Below are 20,542 nucleotides of genomic sequence, written 5' to 3'. Positions count from 1 at the left end.
GGTTCTGACACGTAGTCGGATGCTGCCATCTGTCCGGCCTGTAATGCAGCGTAAGCTGCTGGCCTGTATGGGAGTTCGCGGACCGGAACCACAATCACCTCTGCGTGCTCGTGCGCACACCGGCTCGGTCTGGTTCTTTCGGCCCCGTCTCGCCGACTGTTGTGCCATACCCTCCTTCGACCGACTGCGCCCTTCCTGCGCCTCAGGCCCGCCTCGGCTTATGCCGCGACTGCGACCGGAGCTCTGTAATCCTTTTGCTTCACCAGCAACGCCCAGACCGTCCGCGCCATCTTGTTCGCGAGTACAACCGTGACCAGCATGCGCGGCTTTCTGGCGAGCATGCCCTCTAACCATGAGCCCGCCAGCGTGCCACGCTTGCTCGCCTGGAGCACGACCGCGCCGCTGCCGATGATGAGCAGCCGCCTGAGCGTTCGCTCACCCATTCGCGAGATCGCGCCGAGCTTCTGCTTGCCACCTGTCGATGCCTGGTTCGGTACCAGCCCGAGCCAGGCAGCAAAGTCGCGCCCCTTTGCGAACGTTTCCGCTGGCGGTGCGATCGCTGCGATTGCGGTGGCGGGATCGGACCGATGCCGGGGATGGTCATCAGGCGACGTGCAACCTCATCCTCGCGGGCACGACGCGTGATCTCCTTGTCCAGCACGGCGATCCGCTTGTCGAGATCCGCCAGCATGTCGACCATCATGGCGAACATCGGTTGCGCCGCTCCGGGCAGAGTTTCACCGATCTCGCCGTCTTCCAACAAGTCAGCCAGCATTGTCAGGTGGAACGCACCCTTGGGCGCAACCCAGCCATATTCCGCGAGATCCCCGCGGATGGCATTGGCGAGCTGAGTACGCTGCTTCGCTGCCAAGTCGCGCGTGCGGAACAGCAGCGCCGCTGCCTGCTGCTGCTCGCTCTTCACCGCCACGAACCGCGTGCTCGGCCTCTGTGCCGCCTCGCAGATCGCCTCGGCATCAACAGCATCGTTCTTATGCCGCTTCACAAACGGCTTCACGTACGCTGGCGGGATCAGCCGGACCTCATGCCCTGCCGCCCGCAGCTCGCGTGCCCAGTGATGCGCACCGCCGCATGCCTCCAGCGCGACCAGGCAGCGTGGGTGAGCCTGGAAGAAGTCGAGCAGCTTGCCGCGCGTGAGCTTGCGGCTGAACACCGCCCTTCCGGTGCTGTCCGCACCGTGCGTGTGGAAAACATGCTTGGCGATATCCAACCCCATCGTGGTAAACTCTGACACGGACGCCTCCTCCAGTGGTGCTCAACACCTCCACTATGCACATCGATGCAGTCGGGGGGCGTCACCCCATCACTTCTGTGTCAACGGGAGCTTTCAATAATGACGGGTCACGGCCGGAGCTGCCGTTCGTCACAGCCGGCCAGAAGGGCAGGAATATCCCACGAACGGCCGGCGACGGTCGACCAGAGTATGCCATTCATGCCGTTCGCGCCGAATGTCAGGATCGGACAGGAGCTGCCATCCGACGCTTATAAAGATCGATGGACCATTCGGACGGGACGCTCACCTAATCCCGGCCGGTGTCGCCCTGCCGCCGCCGGCCCGGCGCGTCCGGGGCGACGATCGTCGCGCGGTCTAGCGCTTCGGGAATCAACGCGAGGTTCTGGATCGCCGCCAAACCCCATTGCGCCGAGGCGTTGGTTGAGACTCCCGGCCATTCGAGCACCCCGTCGACGCGATGCCGGGGGTCCGAAGGCCACGTCCCGAGTCCGGCATCGCCAGAGAAAAACTCGTCCGCGGCGCGCGTCGCAAGTGCCGCGTCCCTGTCCTCGAACGCGGCATAGGCGGTGAGCCGCGAATGCCCCTCGCGCAGGTTGCGCGGGCCGAACGGCGGGCCGAACCTTGCGAGATAGGCGACCTGCGGGGCATTGTACCACCGACAATAGTCCAGCCACGCGGCGCGGTAGCGCGGCACGTCCAACAGGCGGATCAGTTCCGCACTCACCTCCACCGCGCCAAACACGGCGTTGAGATGCGACACCTGGACGCCACGCCCCTGATCGACGAAGCGCCCACTTGCCAGGTCGAAGGGCGCGCTCCCCGTCATCCAGCCTTTGGGCAGACGCCCAATGCTGTCCAGCCCCGCGACCACGCGATCCCGCCACCGCACGTCGCCGGTCCGCTCCCATTCGGTCAGCCATGCCGCCGCGAGCGGGCACCAGGTGGTGCCGAAGGTCATCTCGATCGTTCCCGCCGGCAGCGCGAGCTTCTTCGCGGCGTTGGGCACCTTGCGCCCGATCTCGACCGTGGTGAGCGTCTGGTCCGACGTGATCAAGTCATGGAGCAGGTCGCCCACTCGCTCGTCGGCGGTGAGATAGTAGAACGGCCGGCGATAGCTCGCGTTGCTGACGCGCGGCTGTTTCGAACTGTCGCTCCAATGCTGCACGCCGTGGCGCGTGCCCATCCCCTTGAAGCGGCCGCTGTGATAAACATCGACCTCGCCAGTGTGCCGCGTCATCGCCTCGGCGAAACGCCACGTCTTGGCGTCACCGGTGCGCAGCACCTGATACCACAGCCACAGGTCTGGCGAGAGTTCACTATTGTCCCACGCGAATCCGCCAATGTCGTAGCGCCAGCGATGCCGGTCGCTGTCATAGGTGTGCATCACATCGCCATGGTTCCAGAAACCGTACCACGCGCGGCGATCGACTTCGCCGGCGTAGAAATCGACGAGGTTGCTCAGTTGGTTCTCGATTGCAGCGCGGTTGGGCGTCGAACGATCGGGCAGGCCCCAGTCGCCGAACACCTGCGCGGCATGGAGGTGTTCGGGCGCGATCATCAGTTGCGGCGGCTCGGCCTGCATCCTGGCCATCTCCTGAAGGAGCGCGGTATCAGGGGTCGCCGGGAACGCCCAGAGCATGAGCTCGCTGGTACGCGCGATCCCGGTCGCGTCGTCCCAGCCGGGCTCATAATCTTCATAGGTGACCGACAGGCCTTCGTTCTGCGCGTCGAAACGTTCCATGCCCATCGTCCCGTGATAGGGTCGCATATCCATCGCCGCCGCCTCGGGCGACCATAGCCACGCCGTCAGCGCGGCGTCGTCGCCGGTCGCGCCGTCGATATGGAGCGCGGTTGGATGCCGCTGCCAGAAATAGCGTACGCCCAGCGCCGCTCCGCCCTGGGGTGAGCCGACATAGGCAAGCCCCGGCGCGCGATGCCCTTCGTCGGCATCGATCCAGCCGTAATCGGGGGCGGTTCGCTTGGTGATGGTCCAGCCATTGGCGGTCGGCTGGTCGAGCCGGAAGTCGCCCCAGGCGGGGATACGCTCGAGCGTCGAGCGCACCGCCTTGGCCATCGCGTCGAGCGGCGGCACCGCGCGACCCGCAACCTGCGCCGCCTTGAACGCGATTCCGGGATCGCGCCGCAGCCCCGTCAGCGGGCGCACGCCTTCGGCGAAGAATTGCGCGTCGGTGGCGAAGCGCACGTGGCGATCATGGAGCGCGGCGTCCTTCACCGGCACGCTCGCCCGTACGCCCAGCGCCGAGACGAAGTCCTTCGAAGCGCTACCATCGAATACGACGCTGTGGACCATCCGCAGCCCAGGAGACTCCGAATAGGCATAGAGCCGCACGACGAACGGCAACCAGCGACGCTCCCCGGTGTGATGCGCGCCTTCGATTTTCACCACTGCACGCACCGGCCCGGTCTGTTCGATCGTGACCCGCTCGATCTGCCCCACAAACGGCATGTCGGCGCCGTGCAGCGGCTCGGTTCGCGCGGCACCGGTCAGCGTCACCGGGCCGAGCACGGTCCTGCCGGCGATGCTCGCCTGCTGAACCAGCGCCGCGCCCGACTTGCCGATGCGCCATTGCAGATCGCCGACCATGATCGTCACGGCATCGGCGCTTTCGGTCACGCGGACGGGCCGGGCGGGCAGTGCGGGGCGACCGCGCGTGACGATCAGGCCATCGGGCGCGGTGCCGGCGGGGATAGCGTGCGCGCTCCACTTGATCGAGCCATCGGGCCAACTCGCAGTGATCCAGCACTGCGAGGGCACCGGCTTGCCGTCACGAGTCATTACACTCAACAGGGTGCCACGCTTGATCGCACCGCGTGGCCAGGCAACCCCGAACGTCTGCCCGGCCTGCAGCGCTGGTGCCACGCCATCGATCCAGCGCACCGCCGCGGGCTGGAATGCCGCGCCCCGGGCCGCGCGTAACCGCACCGGCAGCACCGTGGCGGCAGCCCCCAGCGTCACCTTCAGCGTGTCGCGGCGATTCAGCATGTCTCGGTCTCCATCAAAGATGCGTCACCGACACGCGCCGAATGCGCAGGTGGCTCCACGTGGTGCGCAGTCCCCAATGGCCGCGTGTGTAGGGGCGGGTGTCGTCGAGCGTGAACAGCCGTTGCCCGTCGCGTTCGACCGCGACCGTGCGACCGTCGGCGATCAGCGCGATGCGCGTCCAGCGATTGGGGACCAGCAGGTCGGCGGGTGCGGCCTTGTCATGCTCGGGCAGGATCGGGCGGTTGCCCGGCACGCCGATATACCGACGGAATCGGGTCGTCGTGTTCCGGTTGCCCCCGATACCGACATAATACGCTCGGAGATCGTCATAAGCGGCGAATACACCGGATCGCGGCTTGGACAGCACCGACGATCCGTCGCTGTTGGTTGCCATCCAAAAGGCGTTGAGGTCGCTCACCGTGTCATTGGCACCGCCGGCGGACACTGCCATCGCCTCGAAGGTGATCGTCGTCGGCGCGGTGATCGGCTTCGTCCACCACAAGGTGAGCCCTTTGGGCGTGTCGATGTCGATCACACCACCACGTTCGCTGACCTGTGCATCGCGCGATTCGGCCTCGATCCGCCAATCGGTGAGCGGTGCCTGCGCCGCGATACCGAACATGGTCAGCGCGCCGATGCTGGCGAGAACCACTCCAACGCTCATGCCCTCTCCTCGCTTCTAGCGTTCGCGTCAGCATAGGACGGCTCGCGCTGCTTTGCCAAGGTAGTCCCGCAATATATAAAGTGATACCATATTATGGGTAGTAAGCAGCGGGGCTGCGGCTGACGAGTGTTGTGCTGCGCCGGACTATTTCGCCGTCCCGGACGCGGTCAGACTGCCTGGGAAATAACCGAGGTGCGGCGGCTGGTTATATGCCGTGTTTTGCCAGCTCACGCCGGCGCGATAGGCCGGATCTTGCATCAGCGTCACCAACCGATGCGTGGTTGGATACGGCGTCACATAGATCCGCAATTCCCGATTGTCGGCGGTGCGCCAAACCACTTCCTCACGCCAGTCACCCAAAAGATCAGCCTGCAAAGCCGGGTTCGCCTTGGTGCCGTTGTTCGACATCAGCCCCGCAGGAGCGAGCAGCGGGACGGCGGTGGCGGTCTTCCAGTCCCATTTGCTGATGGTCGTCTTGTCGAGCAGTTCCTGTAACAAATCCCCGTCCCAATAGAGCGCAAAGTTGGTCTGGCGCGGCGCCGGCCCGATCGCGTTGCCCTTCACGTCGAACAGGTCGCGGCTGTTGGAGCCCCAGAATTCCGCGCCGACATGCCGCGGATCGATATCGGCAGCGAGGCCACGGCCGGTATCGGTGTCGGCCGGCTTCGTCCACAGCACCTGCCCGGTCCGCGCGTCGAGCAGCGCCGAGCCAATACCGCCATTGGTCTTCACCTGCTCGTGCACGCCCCATTTCTCAAGACCCGGCCGGGCCGGATCGAGATCGGCCACGTGCATCGCGTCGCCATGAAACAGCGGATCGGTCCACAGCCCCTTGCCGTCGTCGTCGAGCGCCATCGATCCGTAGAGCACCTCGTCCCGCCCGTCGCCGTCGACATCGGCAATACTTAGCTGGTGATTGCCGCGGTCGGCATAATCGCCATTGCCGGGGGCGGCCGAATCGAACGTCCAGCGTTTGACCAGCTTGCCGGCGCGGAAATCCCAAGTCGCGACCACAGTGCGCGCATAATAGCCGCGGCCGAACACCATGCTGGGATGTTGCCCGTCAAGATATGCGGTTCCGGCAAGAAACCGGTCCGCGCGGTTTGCATAGCCGTCGCCCCAGGTATCGCGGAGCTGCTCGAACGTCGGGTTGCCACCCGGATAACGCGGCGGATCATAGGGCTTGGTATCGAGCGCGCGGCCGCTGCGGCCATCGAAAACGGTGAGATATTCCGGTCCCTTGAGTATACGGCCGACCAGCGGCGCAACCTTGGTGCCGTCGGGCAGCAGCTTGGCGCCGGTGCGGTCGGGCTGCGGCACTTCGCCGCCATGCTCGCGCCAATCCGCCTTGGCACCGCCAATCACCGTGCCCGTACCGTCGACCGTGCCGTCGGCGGTCTTCATCGCGATCTCGGCGCGGCCATCGCCATCATAATCGGCGATCTGGAACTGCGTATAATGCGCGCCGGCGCGAATGTTCTTCCCCAGGTCGATCCGCCAGAGCCGCTTGCCGTCGAGCGTATAGGCATCGACGAACACATCACCGGTATACCCCGCCTGGCTATTGTCGTGGCTGTTGGTCGGATCCCATTTCAGTACGATCTCATAGCGGCCGTCGCCGTCGAGATCTCCGGCCCCGGCATCGTTGGCGGTATAGCTGTACGCCTCGCCATCGGGTGTCGTACCACCCGGCGGGGGAGTGAGCGGGATCGCCAGATAGCCGTCAGGCGCCATCAGCGCCGGCTTTCCCCGTGCAGCGCCGTTCGCGATCGCAAGCGTATAGCGCGCTTTGGCACTCCCCTTCGGGTCCACGAAGGCGGTGGCGTCGGTCACCGGATGCGGCGTGATCTTGCGATTGTCGCGATAGACGTCGAACCCGATCCCGCGCGGATCGCTCGCCAGTAGGCGCCAACTGACCAGCCAGCCGCCACCCTTCGCCGGCGTCGCGATCATTCCACGGTCGAGCCTCTCGAACTCACGTGATGCCGCGAAGGCCGATGGAAACGCCACGGCACCGAGCGCCACGGTCACCCAGAAATAGCTGCACATCCCGATCATCCTGTCTCTCCCCGGCGACGACGGCGTCGTCACATCTCAACAATTATGATTGCGCTTCACTATTTCGCAACATATAACGGAACAGCAGCCCACAATGTGGGTGATAAGCGACAAGTCGATGTGACGGCAAGAGCCGCGCTGCACTACGAGGGGACAACCTGAAACCGCCAACGCATGCATAAATGCCGGCCCGATACGCGCCGCCCTCGGCAGCGCGCGGCGTACCCAACGCAGCATCAGATCATAGCAAGACGGCCCAATGGCTCGAAAAGCCAGGCCGCCTCAGGGGGGGATTATCATGACCAACACTCGTTCGGCTCCGCGTACCCAGCTTTTCCGCACCACATCCATCGTCGCGCTGACGCTCGGCTGTGTGCTGCCCGCGATCGCCCCGGCGCAGACCGCGACGCCAAATCCCGCGATCCAGCCGCAACCAAAGACCGCGCCCCGCAACGACCAAAACGTCGCGCCCTCGTCTGCCACGGTCGAGCCGGCGACGCGTGACCGCGCCTCGGGCGACGTGTCGCCGCCGGTCGAAACCCAATCCGCCCAAGACAATCCGCGGGACGCCGGGCGGACCAGCCCCGATATCGCGGCCGCTCAGGACGTCATCGTGGTCGGCACCCGCGCCTCATTGCAGTCGGCCATCAACCGCAAACGCAACGCCGGCACGGTGGTCGATTCGATCGTCGCTGACGACATTGCGAGCTTTCCCGACAAGAACGTTGGGGACTCGCTGTCGCGTATCACCGGCGTCCAGCTCAGCCGCGATTTCGGTGAAGGCACGCAAGTCTCGATCCGCGGCGTCGAGCCGGATCTCAACCGTGTCGAGATCAACGGTGTCAGCCAGGTCTCAGCCAGCGGCAGCCGCGCCGGCGATTTCCGGGAGCTCGCCACCGAACTCGTCAAGTCGATCGACGTCTATAAGGGCTATGCCGCCGACCTGACCGAGGGCGGCATCGGTGGCACGGTGTTGGTCGAAACGCGCAAGCCGCTCGAATTGAAGAAGGCGCTCGGCAGCGTCGTCTTGTCCGAACAGTATCTCGAGACGACGCAGGACTGGCGTCCACGCGGCACGATCGTGCTCGGCACCCCGCATTTCCTGCTCGACGGTCTCGGCGTCCAGCTCAACGTCACCTATGACGACAAATCGACGCGGCAGGATTACGCCAGCAACACCAATTACAGCCGCCTTGCCGACTTCGATCATTCGGACAAGCCGACGGTCGCCAACGCTGCGTATTCTGCCTTCCCCACCTATGCGAGCTGCGCCAACGTCGGCAGCACATCGACCGCCACCTTCGCGACGCGTCGGGCTGCGTGCGAGAACCAGTTCTTCGACTGGGCACCGACCGCGCCGCGCTATCGCAACCTGGTGCGCCGCGACAAACGCCTGTCGGGCGACTTCACGGTGCAATATGAATTCGCGCACAATTTCCGCGCCTATGCCGAGGCGCAGATCAACAATCGCGACCAGCGCCTCTTCGACACCAACTACGCGCTCGATATGGGCCGCTACCAGCGCTACCAGCTCGATCCATCGTTGGGCACCAGTTCGACCCCGCAAGTAAAGCTTGGCACCGCCACCGTGAATGCGGACCATGTCGTCACAAGCTATACGACGGCACTCAATTCGGTGGTGGTAAGCAGCACCGTCACCAGCGGATCGAGCAATATCCTCGGCGTGCAGCGGCGCGACTTCCAATACGATCAGAAATCACAATATTTCCAAAGCGGCTTCGACTGGAATCTCGATCGCTTCCAGATCAAGGGCATGGTGTCCTACGCGAAGGGCAAAACCACAGGCGATACCAACCTCATTTCGATCAACACTGGCATCGCCGGCGTGAAGGTCGATACAGCCAATGCGCTTGGTATCCCGGTCTTCACCTATCCGAGCAGCGTCGACCCCGCTGATCCCGGCCTTTACACCGATCTGACGCGCCCCGGCAACGTCGCGCAATCGGGGCCGACGGTCCAATACCGCCCGTCCCAAACCTCGAACAGCGAGAAGCAGGCAAAGCTCGACGTCGATTGGCAGGTGGATTTGGGGCCGCTCAAAACCATCGAATATGGCGGCCAATATCGCGATCAGGATTATGTGTCGTACAACGGGGGCGGCGCACGTCTCCTGAGCGCCGTCGGCGTGGTGCCGCAAGTCTATCAGGACACCGCCAACGTGTCCTATTCGACCAACATCGTCTCAGCGGTGACGGCGCGCACCACCAAGACGGGCAACGGCACTTACACCAATCAATTGACGCAAGCGGAATATGCGTCGCTGATCAGCGCGCTTGGCGCTACCAGCGCCGGCGCTCCGCTGTTCACCGGGCTGCAGGGCGCGCCCGGCGGGATTCCCAGCCGCATCGCCTTTGCCAATTTCAACGCAAGCGAGATTGCCAAATATTTTGATCTGTCCGGCTTCGATCAGGATTTGACGCTCAATGCCAATGGTCTGCCGCAAATCCCGGCCTATACGATCACGGAGACGATCGCCGCCGGCTATGTCAAAGCCGATTTCGAAACGCGCGTTCTGGGCATGCGCCTGACCGGCAACGCCGGGGTGCGCTATACCTATACGCGCGACAACGGAACGGGGGTCAACATCAGCCGGGTGACGCGCTTTACCTCGACCGGTTCGGTCGAAACGGTGGTGCTCAACGCCCAGCAATCGACTCTCAAGAACAGCTATGCGGATGTCCTGCCCGCGTTCAACGCCGCGCTCGAATTTACGCCAAACCTGGTCATGCGCGCGAATTGGGCCAAGAATCTTGCGCGTCCGAAGCCGTCCGATCTGGTGGCGACGATCACCTGCACCGATGACGCCACCATCGCCGCAGCGGACGATACCTGCACCGCGGGGAACCCCGAGCTGGTGCCGTACCGCGCCGACCAGTGGGAGGTTAACCTCGCCTGGTATCCCAACCGCGATACGCTGATAAGCGTCGATTATTATAAGAAGTACGAAAGCAGCTTCGTCGTTCCCGGCGTCACCCGCTCCGGCGTCGACCTGTTCAAGGATGGCGTCCTGTATACCGTGCGCCAGCCGGTCAACGGGTTCGGCGCGTTGCTCGACGGCATCGAAGGCAGCGCGCAGACGGCGTTCACCTTCCTGCCCGAGCCATTCGATGGCTTCGGCGCCTCGGCCAACGTCACCTTCGCGCGCGCGATCAGGACCAATTTGACCAACGCCGCGACCGGTCAGCCGCTGCTCGAATATCCCGGCCTGTCCAAATGGACGTACAATGCCAGCATTTTCTACGACAAGGGCTTCCTCAACGCGCGGCTGAGCTACAATTATCGCTCCGACTGGCTGGTTACGGCGGCGGATTCGAACAACGGCAATTTGCCGATCTACCGCCAGGGCGAGGGCTATCTCGACGGGAAGATCACGCTGCGCTTCCCAAAATATCATACCAGCCTGTTTGTCGAAATGCAGAACATCAACAACGCTTACTCGCGCTCCTATGTGAAGGGGATCGGCACGTCCGAAGTCTATTATGCAGGGCGACGTCTATTCGCTGGCCTCCAGCTCAAATTTTAGAGTTTGAATGGATTGGAATTTTTCAGCCTTGAATATGTGCATGGCCAGTCGCTGAGTCACCCGTTCAGATGAAGGCCAGTTCACCGCTACAATGCCCATCCGGAAAGATTGACCGGCGTTTCCGCTGCCACCAGGCCTCCCTGCTCCGAGGCGGCACCGGATCAGACCGAAACCGCTTTGGGAACCGCGCACGATTCCATCAGGTCGGCTTATGCTCTGGGATCAAAGCAGCTTGTCGAGCGTGATCGGCAGCTCCCGAACCCGCTTGCCGGTGGCATTGTAGATGGCATTCGCCACCGCCGCGGCGACGCCGGTGATGCCAATCTCGCCGACGCCGTGCGCGCCCATCGGGGTGTGCGGATCGGGGATGTCGGTCCAGATCACGTCGATTTCCGGCACGTCGAGATGCACCGGCACATGGTATTCCGACAGGCTGGGGTTCATGATTCGCCCGTTGCGCTCGTCGAACTGGGTTTCCTCCATCAGCGCCATGCCGAGGCCCATGATGATGCCGCCGCGGAACTGGCTGGCAGCGGTCTTCGGGTTGAGGATGCGGCCGCAATCGAACGACCCCAGGAACCGTCGTATGCGCGTCTCGCCGGTGACGATGTTGACGCCCACCTCGCAAAACAGCGCGCTGTGCGAATGCATCGACCAGTGCATCGTCTCGAGCGGCATCGACCCCGCCTTGGTCACGGAAAGGCTGTCGCGCTGTGCCCGTGCCAGGATGGAGGCATAGCGCTCGCGGCGCGTGGGATCGGCGAGCGCCGCCAGACTGCCGTCATCGCAACCGACCTCGCTCGGCGACAGGCCCGCGAGCGGCGAGTCGTTGCCGGCCAGCTTGAGCAGCGCGCCGACCAGTTCGCCGTGCGCGGCGATGACGGCCGCGCCGATTGCGGCGGTCTGTTGCGACCCGCCCGCCATGATCGCGCCGGGAATGGCGGAATCGCCATAGACGACTTCGACCTGCTCGATGGCGAGGCCAAGCCGCTCTGCGGCGACGATCGCGGTGGTGGTGGCCGTTCCCATGCCCATTTCGGCGGCGGCAACCTCCACTTTGGCCCGCACGTCCTCGCCGTCGCGCGACAGCGTGATGCGCGCTTCTGCGCCGGGCATCCGGTAATAGGGATAGGTGCCGGTCGCGCAGCCCACGCCGATGCGCCACTCGCCGTCCTGGCGCGTGCCGGGTGCCGGGCGATCGGCCCAGCCGAACCGTTCCGCGCCACTACGCCATGCCTCGGCGATATGGCGGGAAGAGAAGGGACGGCCGTTGACGGGGTCCTTCTCCGGCTCGTTGCGCAGGCGCAGCTCCACCGGATCGATGCCGAGCTGCACGGCGAGTTCGTCGATCGCAGATTCGAGTGCGAACGTCCCCACGGCTTCGCCCGGCGCGCGCATGAAGGTGTTGGCGAGCGTGTGCATCCGCGTCACCTCCACCTTGAGCAGGATGTTGGGCGCGGCATAGGCCGCCTGGCTGCCGAGGATGAATGGCTCGGGCATGTTGTTGTGTGGCGTCATGACCGACAGGCCGGTGTGGATGAGCGCTTCGAAGCTGCCGTCGGCACGCGCGCCGATCGCCACCCGCTGCTCGGTCAGCGACCGTCCGCCGACGATGCGGTACACCCCCTCGCGCGAGAGTGCGATGCGCACCGGCCGGCCGGAAAGCCGCGCCGCCGCTGCCGCGATGATCTGGTGGTCCCACAGGCCCTTGCTGCCGAAGCCGCCGCCGACATAGGGCGAGGTGAGCCGCACCTGCTCCGTCTTCAGCCCGAAGACGTCGGCCAGCGTCTGTGCCTGCTGCGACACCATCTGGCTGGCATCGTGGATCGTCAGCGTGTCCCCGATCCACGCCATGGTGGCAGCGTGCGGCTCGATCGCATTATGGTTGTGCCGCGGCGTGCGATAGACTTGGTCGACCATGTGGGGCGCCGCCGCAAGGGCCGCCTCCGCGTCGCCGACCTCGTTCAACAGCGGATGGCCCATGAAGAGGCCTTGTTCGATCCCCTTCGCCTTCGCTTCCGCCAGCGAGGTCGTCGATGCCTCCACGTCGTAGGTGATCCGCAGCAAGGTTACGGCATGGTCGGCTTGCTCCTGGGTGTCGGCGAGGACGCAGGCGATCGGCTGACCGTTCCAATGGACGCGATCATCCTGCAGCACGGGCAGGTCCGCCGGACCCACGCCCGTGGGGGACGAGCCGAAAATGGGCGGCGTCGCCATGCGCGGCGCGTTCCGGTGGGTCATCACCAGCACCACGCCGGGGGCCGCCTCCGCCTCGGTGCTGTCGATCGCGGCGATGCGGCCGCGCGCGATCGTGGCATAGGCCAGCGCGGCATAGACCATGCCGTCGAAGCGATACTCGGCCGCGAAGGCGGCGGTGCCCGTCACCTTGAGCGCACCGTCCAGTCGCGAAACGGGCGTGCCGATCAGACCGTGTTTGCGGGCGATCAGCGGGTCGGGCACGCCGCCCGGAATCCAGCTGTCGGGCGCGAGCGGTACCAGCTTTTCCATCGCGCTCTGCACCAGCCCTTGCGCCGCCTGCTTGGCGTTCTCGATGATGCTCACGCCGTCTCTCCCGTTGCGAGCGCCTGTAGCACGGCCGCGAGCGCGCGGCCGGCGAGTGCCGGCTTGAACGCATTGTCGCGGAGCGGCTGGGCCGCCGCGAATTCCAGCGCCGCAGCGTCCAGAAAGGCCTGGTGCGTAGCCAGCGCGCCACGCAGTGCCGCCTCGGCCTTTGCCGCGCGCCACGGCTTGTGGGCGACGCCGCCGAACGCGATCCGCACGTCCGCAATGCGATCGCCCTCCAGCTTCAGCGCTGCCGCGACGGAGACCAGCGCGAAGGCGTAGCTCGCCCGGTCCCGCACCTTGCGGTAGGTAGACGTCGCGCCGAACGCGAGCGGCGGCAGTTCAACCGCCGCGATCAGTTCGCCCGGGGCCAGAGTCGTATCTCGGTCAGGCGCGTCGCCGGGGAGACGATGCAGATTGCCGAACGCGATGCGACGATCGCCTGCGGCCCCGGTCACGTGCACGATGGCATCCAGCGCCGCCAGCGCCACGCACATGTCCGAAGGGTGTGTCGCAACACATGCCTCGGATGCGCCCAGCACCGCGTGGATACGATTGAAGCCCTCGCGGGCGTCGCAGCCCGATCCGGGCACCCGCTTGTTGCAGCGCGATCCATCGGTGTCGTAGAAATAGGTGCAACGGGTGCGCTGCAGCAGGTTGCCGCCTACCGTCGCCATGTTGCGGATCTGCGCCGAGGCGCCGGCCAGGATCGCCCGCGCCAGCATGGGATAGCGTGTCCGCACCGCGCGATGTTCGGCAAGCGCGGTGTTCCGCACCGCCGCGCCGATCAGGAGACCGCCGTCTTCCGTTTCCTCGATCGTCGCGGGAAGCGCGCTCACATCAACCAGCCGTTCGGGGCGGGCCACCGTCTCGCGCAGGAGATCTACCAGGTTGGTACCGCCGCCGAGATAGGCGGTGCCGGCCCCCGCGCCCAGGCGAAGCGCCTCGGCCGCATCGGCGGCGCGCAGATAGGTGAACGGCGTCATGCCGGAACCTCCGCCGCGAGGGTGTCGCGGATAGCATCGATGATCCCGTTATGCGCGCCGCAGCGGCACAGGTTGCCGCTCATGCGTTCCTGGATTTCCTCGCGCGTGAGCGTCACGTCGGCGGAGAGGTCGCTACTCACATGGCTCGGCACGCCTCGCGCGGCCTCGGCAGCCATGCCGATCGCCGAACATATCTGCCCCGGCGTGCAATAGCCGCACTGGAACCCGTCCTGTTCGATGAACGCGGCCTGCAGCGGGTGGAGTGCGTCCGCGTCCGCCAATCCCTCGATCGTCGTGACCTCGCCGCCCTGCACCTGCACCGCCAGCGTCAGGCACGCGAGGATGCGTTCGCCATCCACCAGCACCGTGCAGGCGCCGCACGCGCCCTGGTTACAGCCCTTCTTGGTGCCGGTGAGGTGCAGTTCCTCCCGCAGCAAGTCGAGTAACGACGTGCGAGGATCGGCGGGTGCCGACACCTTCGCCCCATTCACGATGAGCGACATCCAGATCCTCCGACGGTAGGTCTTTCATGGCGGTAACGACAGGCGCAGCGATTGGTGCCACGCCGACTTTTCTTCATTCGGATGCGAAATGCAGCGCTCGATCATCGACTGGGCTGAACGAACGTATGGCCCGGCCGGTGTACAAGTAGGACACGGTGTTCTGGTCAGTCTGTGTGAACGTATGCAGTTTGATGGGCAAGCCCATGGCCAAGATGGATATCCATGCGTCCGGGGCCTCATAGTGGCCGCGGCATCGAGTGCCAAGTCGTTCACCGGGGTTTCCAGGCGCCGATCGGCCGCTCCCCTCGACAGCGCGGTGCTCTCCCGCTGTTCGATACGGATATCACGTATATTGTTCATGCGCTGCGGCACCTTGTCGCCGACGCCAGAGGGCTCGCGCTCGCCTCAATGCCCACCGCTCGTATCGATCGGACCTTTCGGCTTCGGTGCCAGCCAGATCAGCGCCCCGGTGAAGGCAAGGCACAACGCCACCGCCGCGAACATGTTGAGTGTGGCGAGCATCACGCTCTGGCTTTCGACGATATTGGCCAGCACGGTGGTCGCCGTTTCGCGCGACAGGCCCGATGCCACCATCGCCTCGATCGTGGAGGGCCCCTGTTGCATGGCGCCGACCAGTTCGGCCCGGTTGGCCCGCGCGGCGTTGATCCAACCCGTCTGGACCAGCGACGCGGCGAAGGCGGAGGTGAGCGTGCGCAGAAAATTGGAAATGCCGGCGGCGTCGGCCTGTTCGTGCGGATCGACGCTGGCGATGCACAAGCCCGTGACGGGAATGAAGAACATCATGAGGAAAGGGCTTGTCAGCAGCATCGGCCAAGCCATCTGCAGAAAGGTCATGTCAGGCGTGAAGCCGGTGCGCCAAAGCGAGATGAGCGCCATTCCGGCGATCCCGGTCGAGATGAGCAACCGCACATCCATTTTGGCGGCCGCTGCCCCGATGGCCGGTGAGGCGAGCACCGCGAAGATACCCATGATGCCGGTCGCGTAACCGGCCCAAGTCGCGGTGTAGCCCATGTTCTGCTGGAGCCAGAGGGGGATAAGAACGACGGTCGCGAAATAGGCGCCGAAGCTCATGGCATAGGTGACGGATGCCACGACGAAACCGCGGTGCCGAAAGACGCGCAGGTTCACGATGGGGTGCTTTTCGGTCAGTTCCCAGATCAGAAACGCGATGAAGCCGATTGCCGCGACAACGGCCAGCACGCGAATCTCGGTCGCCGCGAACCAGTCGCGGTTGCGCCCCTCGTCGAGCACGATCTGGAGCGCTGCGACCCAGATGACGAGGAGGACGAGGCCGACCACGTCGATCGGCGATCGGGCCGTTGCCTCGCGCCGTCCACGCAGCAGATAGAAAAGGCCCGCGGCGCCGACGGCTGCGACAGGCACGTTGAGGAAGAATATCCACTCCCAGCCGGCGTTGTCGGAGATGATGCCCCCCAGAATGGGGCCGGCAATCGGCGCGACTGTGGTGGTCATCGCCCAGATGATCGTCGCGAGAGTCGCCTTTTCGGCAGGAAAGACGCGCAGCAGCAGCGTCAGCGACAGGGGTATGATCATGCCGCCGGCAAGACCCAGCAGAACCCGACCCGCGATCAGCATTTCGAGCGAGCGCGACAGGCCGCACAGCAATGAAAAAATGCCAAACGCTATAAAGGCCGAGATGAACACCCTCTGCTCGCCGAACCGCCGGGCCAGAAAGCCTGCCAGCGGTACCGTGATGGCGTCGGCGACGGCATAGGAGGTGATGACCCAGGTCGCCTCCGTCACCGACACGCCGAGCGAGCCGGCAATATGCGGGATGGACACGTTGGCGATGGTCGTGTCGAGAACGACTAGGAAATTGCCCAACCCGATCAGCAGTGCGGCAAGGATCAAGGTCGCGCCGGTGAGCGGCCTCGCCGAAATCGGCGCGACGACGGTGTCCGTCATATGCTGGTTCCGCTTAGTTCGAGAGATCCACGGTGGCGTTCATCGACAGCCCGACCCGCAGTGGATGTTCGGCCAGTTCCTTTGGATCGAGCGTGATCCGCACGGGCAGGCGCTGAACCACCTTGATCCAGTTGCCCGTGGCATTCTGGGCGGGAACCACGGCGAAGGCAGCGCCGGTACCGCCCGAGAAGCCGATCACGCGGCCGTGATATTCGACATCCTCGCCGTAGAGATCGGAGGTGAGGGTGACGCGCTGTCCCGGCTGAACGCGGGCGAGTTGCCCTTCCTTGAAGTTGGCGTCGACGAATGCGGCCTGGACGGGCACCACCACCATCATCGTTGCACCCGCCTGGACGCGCTGTCCGACCTGCACCTGGCGACGCGAAACGATGCCGTCGACCGGCGCCCGCACCACCGTGCGATCAAGGTCCACCCGCGCCTGATCGCGCGCCGCGCGCGCAGCCAGCACTTCCGGGTTTGCTTCGGGGGCGGCGTCCGCGATCAGGGCGCGATTGGCGTCGCGGCTTCCTACTGCCGAGGTCCGATTGGCCTGCGCCTGCGCATTCTCGGCCTGGGCCACCTTCAGGTTTGCCGTGGCCGTGCTGTAAGCGTTGCGCGCGATCGTCAGTTCATCGCCGGAGACGGAGCCTGATGCCGCGAGCGCTTCGCGACGGTCGAGATCAATCTTCGCCTTGGCGAGATCGGCGTGCGCCGCAACCATCCGTGCTTCGGCGCGTGCCTGATCGGCAGCGCGCGCCGTTACCTGGGCGCCGAGGCCGCTATCGGTGGCGAGCAGCCCACGAACCCGGCGTTCCGTCAACGCAAGCTCGGCTTCGGCACGCGCGAGCGCCAGGCGGGCGTCCGTATCGTCCAGTCGCACGAGGATGTCACCGCGCTTCACGCGCTGTGCGTCATCGACCAGCACCTCGCGCACCGGGCCACCGATCAGCGGCGTCACCTGGGCGACATTGGCGCCGACATAGGCATTATCGGTCGAGACGTGCTGCGCCGCGATAAAATGGACATAGGCCCAATAGAGAATGCCGAGGCCAACCACCGCCATCGCAAAAATCGCGAACAATTTGCCGCGCTTGGCTTTCAGGGCAGCGTCATTCTTTGGCTCTTCGTGGGCCAAGGGCATGGGATCTGTAAGGGTTTGCGTGGACATCGGGAGATCCTTCAGGAACGGAAGCCGCCGCCGAGCGCGCGGACAAGGGCGACATTGAGGACGAACCTGCGGTTGCGGAGCGTGGCGAGGTTGCGCCGCGCATCGATCAGGGCGTCTTCGGCCACGAGTACATCGAGAGAGGTTGCAAGCCCGCCGCGGTAGCGATTGTTGGACACTGTCCAGGCCGCTGTTGCGGCGCGCTCGGCTTCATCGGCCCTGCCGATGCGTTCGGTGAGCGCACGTTCGCTCGTCGCTGCATCCGCAACCTCGCCCAGAGCCTGGGCGAGCGCGCCGTCATAATCCGCGACCGCAGCGCGATAGTCGGCTTCAGCGGCGCGATATGCGCCGGTCAGCCGTCCCCCGTCGAAGATCGGCAGGCTGATGGCGGGTCCGGCCGTGCCGAAGGTAGAGCCGGATTTGACGAGATCGCCAATGCCGATGGGCTGAAGTCCGATCAGCGCGGCAAGGTTGACGTTCGGATAGAAAGCGGCGCGCGCTTCCTTGATCCGGCTTGCGGCCGCCTGCGCCCTCTGCCGCGCGGCGATCACGTCGGGACGGCGCCCGATGAGGTCGGCCGGCACGTTGGCGGGGAGGCCGAAGTCCTCTGTCGCGTGCGCAGTCGGCCGCTCGATGGAAAGGCCCCTGTCGGGACCCGCGCCGAGCAGCGCAGCGATACGATGGCGCGTGAGCGCGATGGTCTCGTCAAGACCGGCAAGCTCTCCTTGCGAGGCGGCGAGCGCCGAGCGCGCCCGCTCGACAGCACCAGTGTTTTCAAGCCCCTGGGCTCGGCGCCCATCGATCAGTTCGACGGTGCGTCGCCGTACCGCGACGGCGCGACGTGCTGCATCGGCCTGCGCGAAAAGATCGGCGAGATCGGCATAGGCTTCCGCAATACCGGACGATAGGATCAGGCGTGCCGCCGCCGCCTCAGCCTGGGCTGCCGCGGCATCGGAACGCGCCGCAGCAAGGGCAGCCCGGTTCCGCCCCCAGAAATCCAGCTCCCAATCAAGCCGCGCTGTCGCCTGGCCATAGTCTTTCCAGCCTTGGGGTGCGATCGTGCGCGGGATGAGATAGTTGTAGCTCTGCTTGGTGCCGCCAATCTCCCCATCTGCCTGCAGCGACGGCAGCAATCGGCTCCGCGCTTCTCGCACCAGCGCGTCGGCCCGTTCGAACCGTGCTTGCGCGACGCGCAGATCGGTCGCAGCCGACAGACCTTCTTCGATAAGCGCCGTGAGTTGCGGGTCGCCAAAGACTTCCCACCAGCGATCTGACGGCCAGGATGTCTCGGGCGCTGCCAGGCTGGAGGTGCTTGCAAAGGCGCTGGGCGATCGCATCGCCGGCACCGCGCCTTGTTTCGGCAGCGCCGCGCAGCCGGCGAGCAGGGGCACTGCCAGACCGAGCGACGTCCAGATCATTCTCCTACGCATCGGGCTGCGCCGCCTCGATGTGGGCGGGCTGCTCGCCTGCGAGCAGCCGTGCGGCAATGCCTTCGGCTTCGGCTTCGGAAGCCGAGACGAGGATCGGATAGCCCCAAAATTTCTGAAAGACCGGCGCCGATGTCTTGACGAGGAAGCGTTTTGCCGGACTCGGCTCGACATAGACCATTGCCCGGACATGCGTATGGAGTGCCTCACGGTTGCGCTTCATCCACAGCGTCAACCGCTTTCGTTCCTCGTTCGAATGAACATGTTCAGTTTCTGCGCCGAGGCCGATCAATACGAAGGATCGCTTGCGCTCCAGAAGATCTTCGAAAATCTGGAAGCTGACCTCGTCACCTCGATCGTCGACGCGGTTGTAGTGCATGCGCACTAACGGGAATTGCGTGTCATCAACCAGCATGGCCTGAGTCCAATAGTTTTATCATTCCGAACCTTCATAGGCTCTTCACGGAACTTTGGATTTGGCGACTTGGGCAGATGATTTATCGAAACTGCCAATTTTCGGGGTTCGAACGGCCCGCTGACGAGTGTCGGCACGATTGTGCGGGTTGCGCATCAAAGCCCCAACGCGCGCTGAGCCTCCCTTATTGTGGAGATGAGTTTAGGCTTGCGCTGTTGCGGTGTCCCGGGGGGAGCTGCGCTCCGCCGCGCCGCCAGATACTGCCCCGGTGGCTGTCCCATCACCTTCTTGAACATCGTGATGAAAGCACTCGCACTTTCATATCCGAGATCGAACGAGACGGTCTGTACGGACGCTCCCTCGGTCAGGCGCTCGATCGCGAACATCACCTGAAACTGCTGGCGCCACCGCCCGAAGCTCATGCCGGTCTGCTTGATGATGAGCCTGAACAGACTGCGCTCGCTCATGGCGACGATCCGGGCCCAACCCCCGATCGTCGTCCGATTGGCGGGATCGGACGACAGGGTCTTGGCTATGGTGCGCAATCGCGGGTCGGCAGGCATCGGCAGATGGAGGCTCCCCATCGGTGCGCGCTCAAGCTGGTCGAGCATCGTCTGGATAAGGCGGCCGTCAGCGCCGTCGACATCGTAAAGCGAGGGGAAGCGGGTCACGGCGATCAGCAGTTCGCGCAACAGTGGCCCGGTGGAGAAGGTGCGGCACTCCGCTGGCAGATTGCGGGCAAGTTCGGGATCGATGAAGAGCGTGTAGACCTCAAGGTCACCGGCGCAGCGCACGCTATGTTCCATATCGCCGGGGATCCACAATGCGCACTGCCGCGGAACCATCCACAGGCCCTGCGGCACCTCGCAGGTAATGAGGCCACGGACCGCGAGGATGAGTTGCGCCTTGCGATGCCGATGCGGCGGTTGTTCGAAACCTTCCGTGAAAAGTTCCATCCCGACCGCTGAGACCGGCCGGGGAATCTCCTCGGGCTCAAAAACCTCGTAATCGTCGC

At 64.9% G+C, this 20,542-nt stretch carries 12 protein-coding genes and 1 pseudogene; 1 reads left to right on the top strand and 12 read right to left on the bottom strand.

Translation table 11 applies throughout. The features are described 5' to 3' along the window. Positions 1-218: 218 nt before the first annotated feature. The 4 genes and pseudogenes from J0A91_RS00395 to J0A91_RS00380 form a co-directional block, all read right to left on the bottom strand. Positions 219-1,252 (bottom strand): annotated as a pseudogene (locus J0A91_RS00395) (IS110 family RNA-guided transposase). Between the two features lie 286 nt (positions 1,253-1,538). Then, positions 1,539-4,256, bottom strand: a complete 2,718-nt coding sequence (locus J0A91_RS00390; RefSeq protein ID WP_083224417.1) for an exo-rhamnogalacturonan lyase family protein — start codon at positions 4,254-4,256, stop codon at positions 1,539-1,541. A gap of 13 nt (positions 4,257-4,269) precedes the next feature. Next, positions 4,270-4,920, bottom strand: coding sequence for a DUF6250 domain-containing protein (locus J0A91_RS00385; protein ID WP_069203251.1), 651 nt, complete (start codon positions 4,918-4,920; stop codon positions 4,270-4,272). Between the two features lie 144 nt (positions 4,921-5,064). Further along, on the bottom strand, positions 5,065-6,978 hold the full coding sequence (locus tag J0A91_RS00380) for a rhamnogalacturonan lyase (RefSeq protein WP_420852807.1): 1,914 nt from the start codon (positions 6,976-6,978) through the stop codon (positions 5,065-5,067). 298 nt (positions 6,979-7,276) lie between these two features. Here J0A91_RS00380 and J0A91_RS00375 point away from each other — a divergent pair, with 298 nt between their 5' ends. Next, the gene (locus J0A91_RS00375) at positions 7,277-10,522 is read left to right on the top strand and encodes a TonB-dependent receptor (protein ID WP_083224416.1); all 3,246 of its coding nucleotides are present in this window, start codon (positions 7,277-7,279) and stop codon (positions 10,520-10,522) included. Between the two features lie 222 nt (positions 10,523-10,744). Here the strand turns inward: J0A91_RS00375 and J0A91_RS00370 are convergent, their stop codons facing one another. The 8 genes from J0A91_RS00370 to J0A91_RS00335 all read right to left on the bottom strand — a co-directional run bounded on the left by J0A91_RS00370 (position 10,745) and on the right by J0A91_RS00335 (position 20,483). After that, positions 10,745-13,084, bottom strand: coding sequence for a xanthine dehydrogenase family protein molybdopterin-binding subunit (locus J0A91_RS00370; protein WP_069203250.1), 2,340 nt, complete (start codon positions 13,082-13,084; stop codon positions 10,745-10,747). Further along, entirely contained in the window at positions 13,081-14,070 is a 990-nt protein-coding gene (locus J0A91_RS00365) for an FAD binding domain-containing protein (RefSeq protein ID WP_069203249.1), read from the bottom strand. The genes J0A91_RS00370 and J0A91_RS00365 overlap by 4 nt, the downstream gene beginning before the upstream one ends. Continuing rightward, positions 14,067-14,573: a 2Fe-2S iron-sulfur cluster-binding protein gene (locus tag J0A91_RS00360; RefSeq protein WP_083224415.1), complete on the bottom strand. Its 507-nt coding sequence runs from the start codon at positions 14,571-14,573 to the stop codon at positions 14,067-14,069. Before J0A91_RS00360 ends, J0A91_RS00365 begins: the two co-directional genes overlap by 4 nt. Before the next feature lie 405 nt (positions 14,574-14,978). Further along, positions 14,979-16,520 (bottom strand): DHA2 family efflux MFS transporter permease subunit, encoded by a 1,542-nt coding sequence (locus J0A91_RS00355; protein ID WP_069203248.1) that lies wholly within the window; start codon positions 16,518-16,520, stop codon positions 14,979-14,981. Between the two features lie 13 nt (positions 16,521-16,533). Continuing rightward, on the bottom strand, positions 16,534-17,688 hold the full coding sequence (locus J0A91_RS00350) for an HlyD family secretion protein (protein WP_069203247.1): 1,155 nt from the start codon (positions 17,686-17,688) through the stop codon (positions 16,534-16,536). A gap of 11 nt (positions 17,689-17,699) precedes the next feature. After that, positions 17,700-19,103 (bottom strand): efflux transporter outer membrane subunit, encoded by a 1,404-nt coding sequence (locus J0A91_RS00345; RefSeq protein WP_240502147.1) that lies wholly within the window; start codon positions 19,101-19,103, stop codon positions 17,700-17,702. A gap of 4 nt (positions 19,104-19,107) precedes the next feature. Then, a complete protein-coding gene (locus J0A91_RS00340) occupies positions 19,108-19,527 on the bottom strand; it encodes a hypothetical protein (RefSeq protein WP_069203245.1) in 420 nt (139 codons plus the stop codon). Between the two features lie 155 nt (positions 19,528-19,682). Further along, complete coding sequence (locus J0A91_RS00335; protein WP_240502146.1) at positions 19,683-20,483, bottom strand: AraC family transcriptional regulator; 801 nt, start codon at positions 20,481-20,483, stop codon at positions 19,683-19,685. Between the last annotated feature and the right edge of the window lie 59 nt (positions 20,484-20,542).

This window comes from Sphingomonas panacis (assembly GCF_001717955.1).
Classification (GTDB): domain Bacteria; phylum Pseudomonadota; class Alphaproteobacteria; order Sphingomonadales; family Sphingomonadaceae; genus Sphingomonas; species Sphingomonas panacis.
Note: the sequence above shows the minus strand (reverse complement) of the source record. Positions and strands in the feature narration are given on the sequence as shown.

What these genes read in the sequence shown, in the direction of transcription:
- J0A91_RS00390 (WP_083224417.1), bottom strand. Translation starts at nt 4,256, where the DNA reads ATGCTGAATCGCCGCGACACGCTGAAGGTGACGCTGGGGGCTGCCGCC.
- J0A91_RS00385 (WP_069203251.1), bottom strand. Translation starts at nt 4,920, where the DNA reads ATGAGCGTTGGAGTGGTTCTCGCCAGCATCGGCGCGCTGACCATGTTC.
- J0A91_RS00380 (WP_420852807.1), bottom strand. Translation starts at nt 6,978, where the DNA reads ATGATCGGGATGTGCAGCTATTTCTGGGTGACCGTGGCGCTCGGTGCC.
- J0A91_RS00375 (WP_083224416.1), top strand. Translation starts at nt 7,277, where the DNA reads ATGACCAACACTCGTTCGGCTCCGCGTACCCAGCTTTTCCGCACCACA.
- J0A91_RS00365 (WP_069203249.1), bottom strand. Translation starts at nt 14,070, where the DNA reads ATGACGCCGTTCACCTATCTGCGCGCCGCCGATGCGGCCGAGGCGCTT.
- J0A91_RS00360 (WP_083224415.1), bottom strand. Translation starts at nt 14,573, where the DNA reads ATGTCGCTCATCGTGAATGGGGCGAAGGTGTCGGCACCCGCCGATCCT.
- J0A91_RS00355 (WP_069203248.1), bottom strand. Translation starts at nt 16,520, where the DNA reads ATGACGGACACCGTCGTCGCGCCGATTTCGGCGAGGCCGCTCACCGGC.
- J0A91_RS00350 (WP_069203247.1), bottom strand. Translation starts at nt 17,688, where the DNA reads ATGTCCACGCAAACCCTTACAGATCCCATGCCCTTGGCCCACGAAGAG.
- J0A91_RS00345 (WP_240502147.1), bottom strand. Translation starts at nt 19,103, where the DNA reads ATGATCTGGACGTCGCTCGGTCTGGCAGTGCCCCTGCTCGCCGGCTGC.
- J0A91_RS00340 (WP_069203245.1), bottom strand. Translation starts at nt 19,527, where the DNA reads ATGCTGGTTGATGACACGCAATTCCCGTTAGTGCGCATGCACTACAAC.
- J0A91_RS00335 (WP_240502146.1), bottom strand. Translation starts at nt 20,483, where the DNA reads ATGGAACTTTTCACGGAAGGTTTCGAACAACCGCCGCATCGGCATCGC.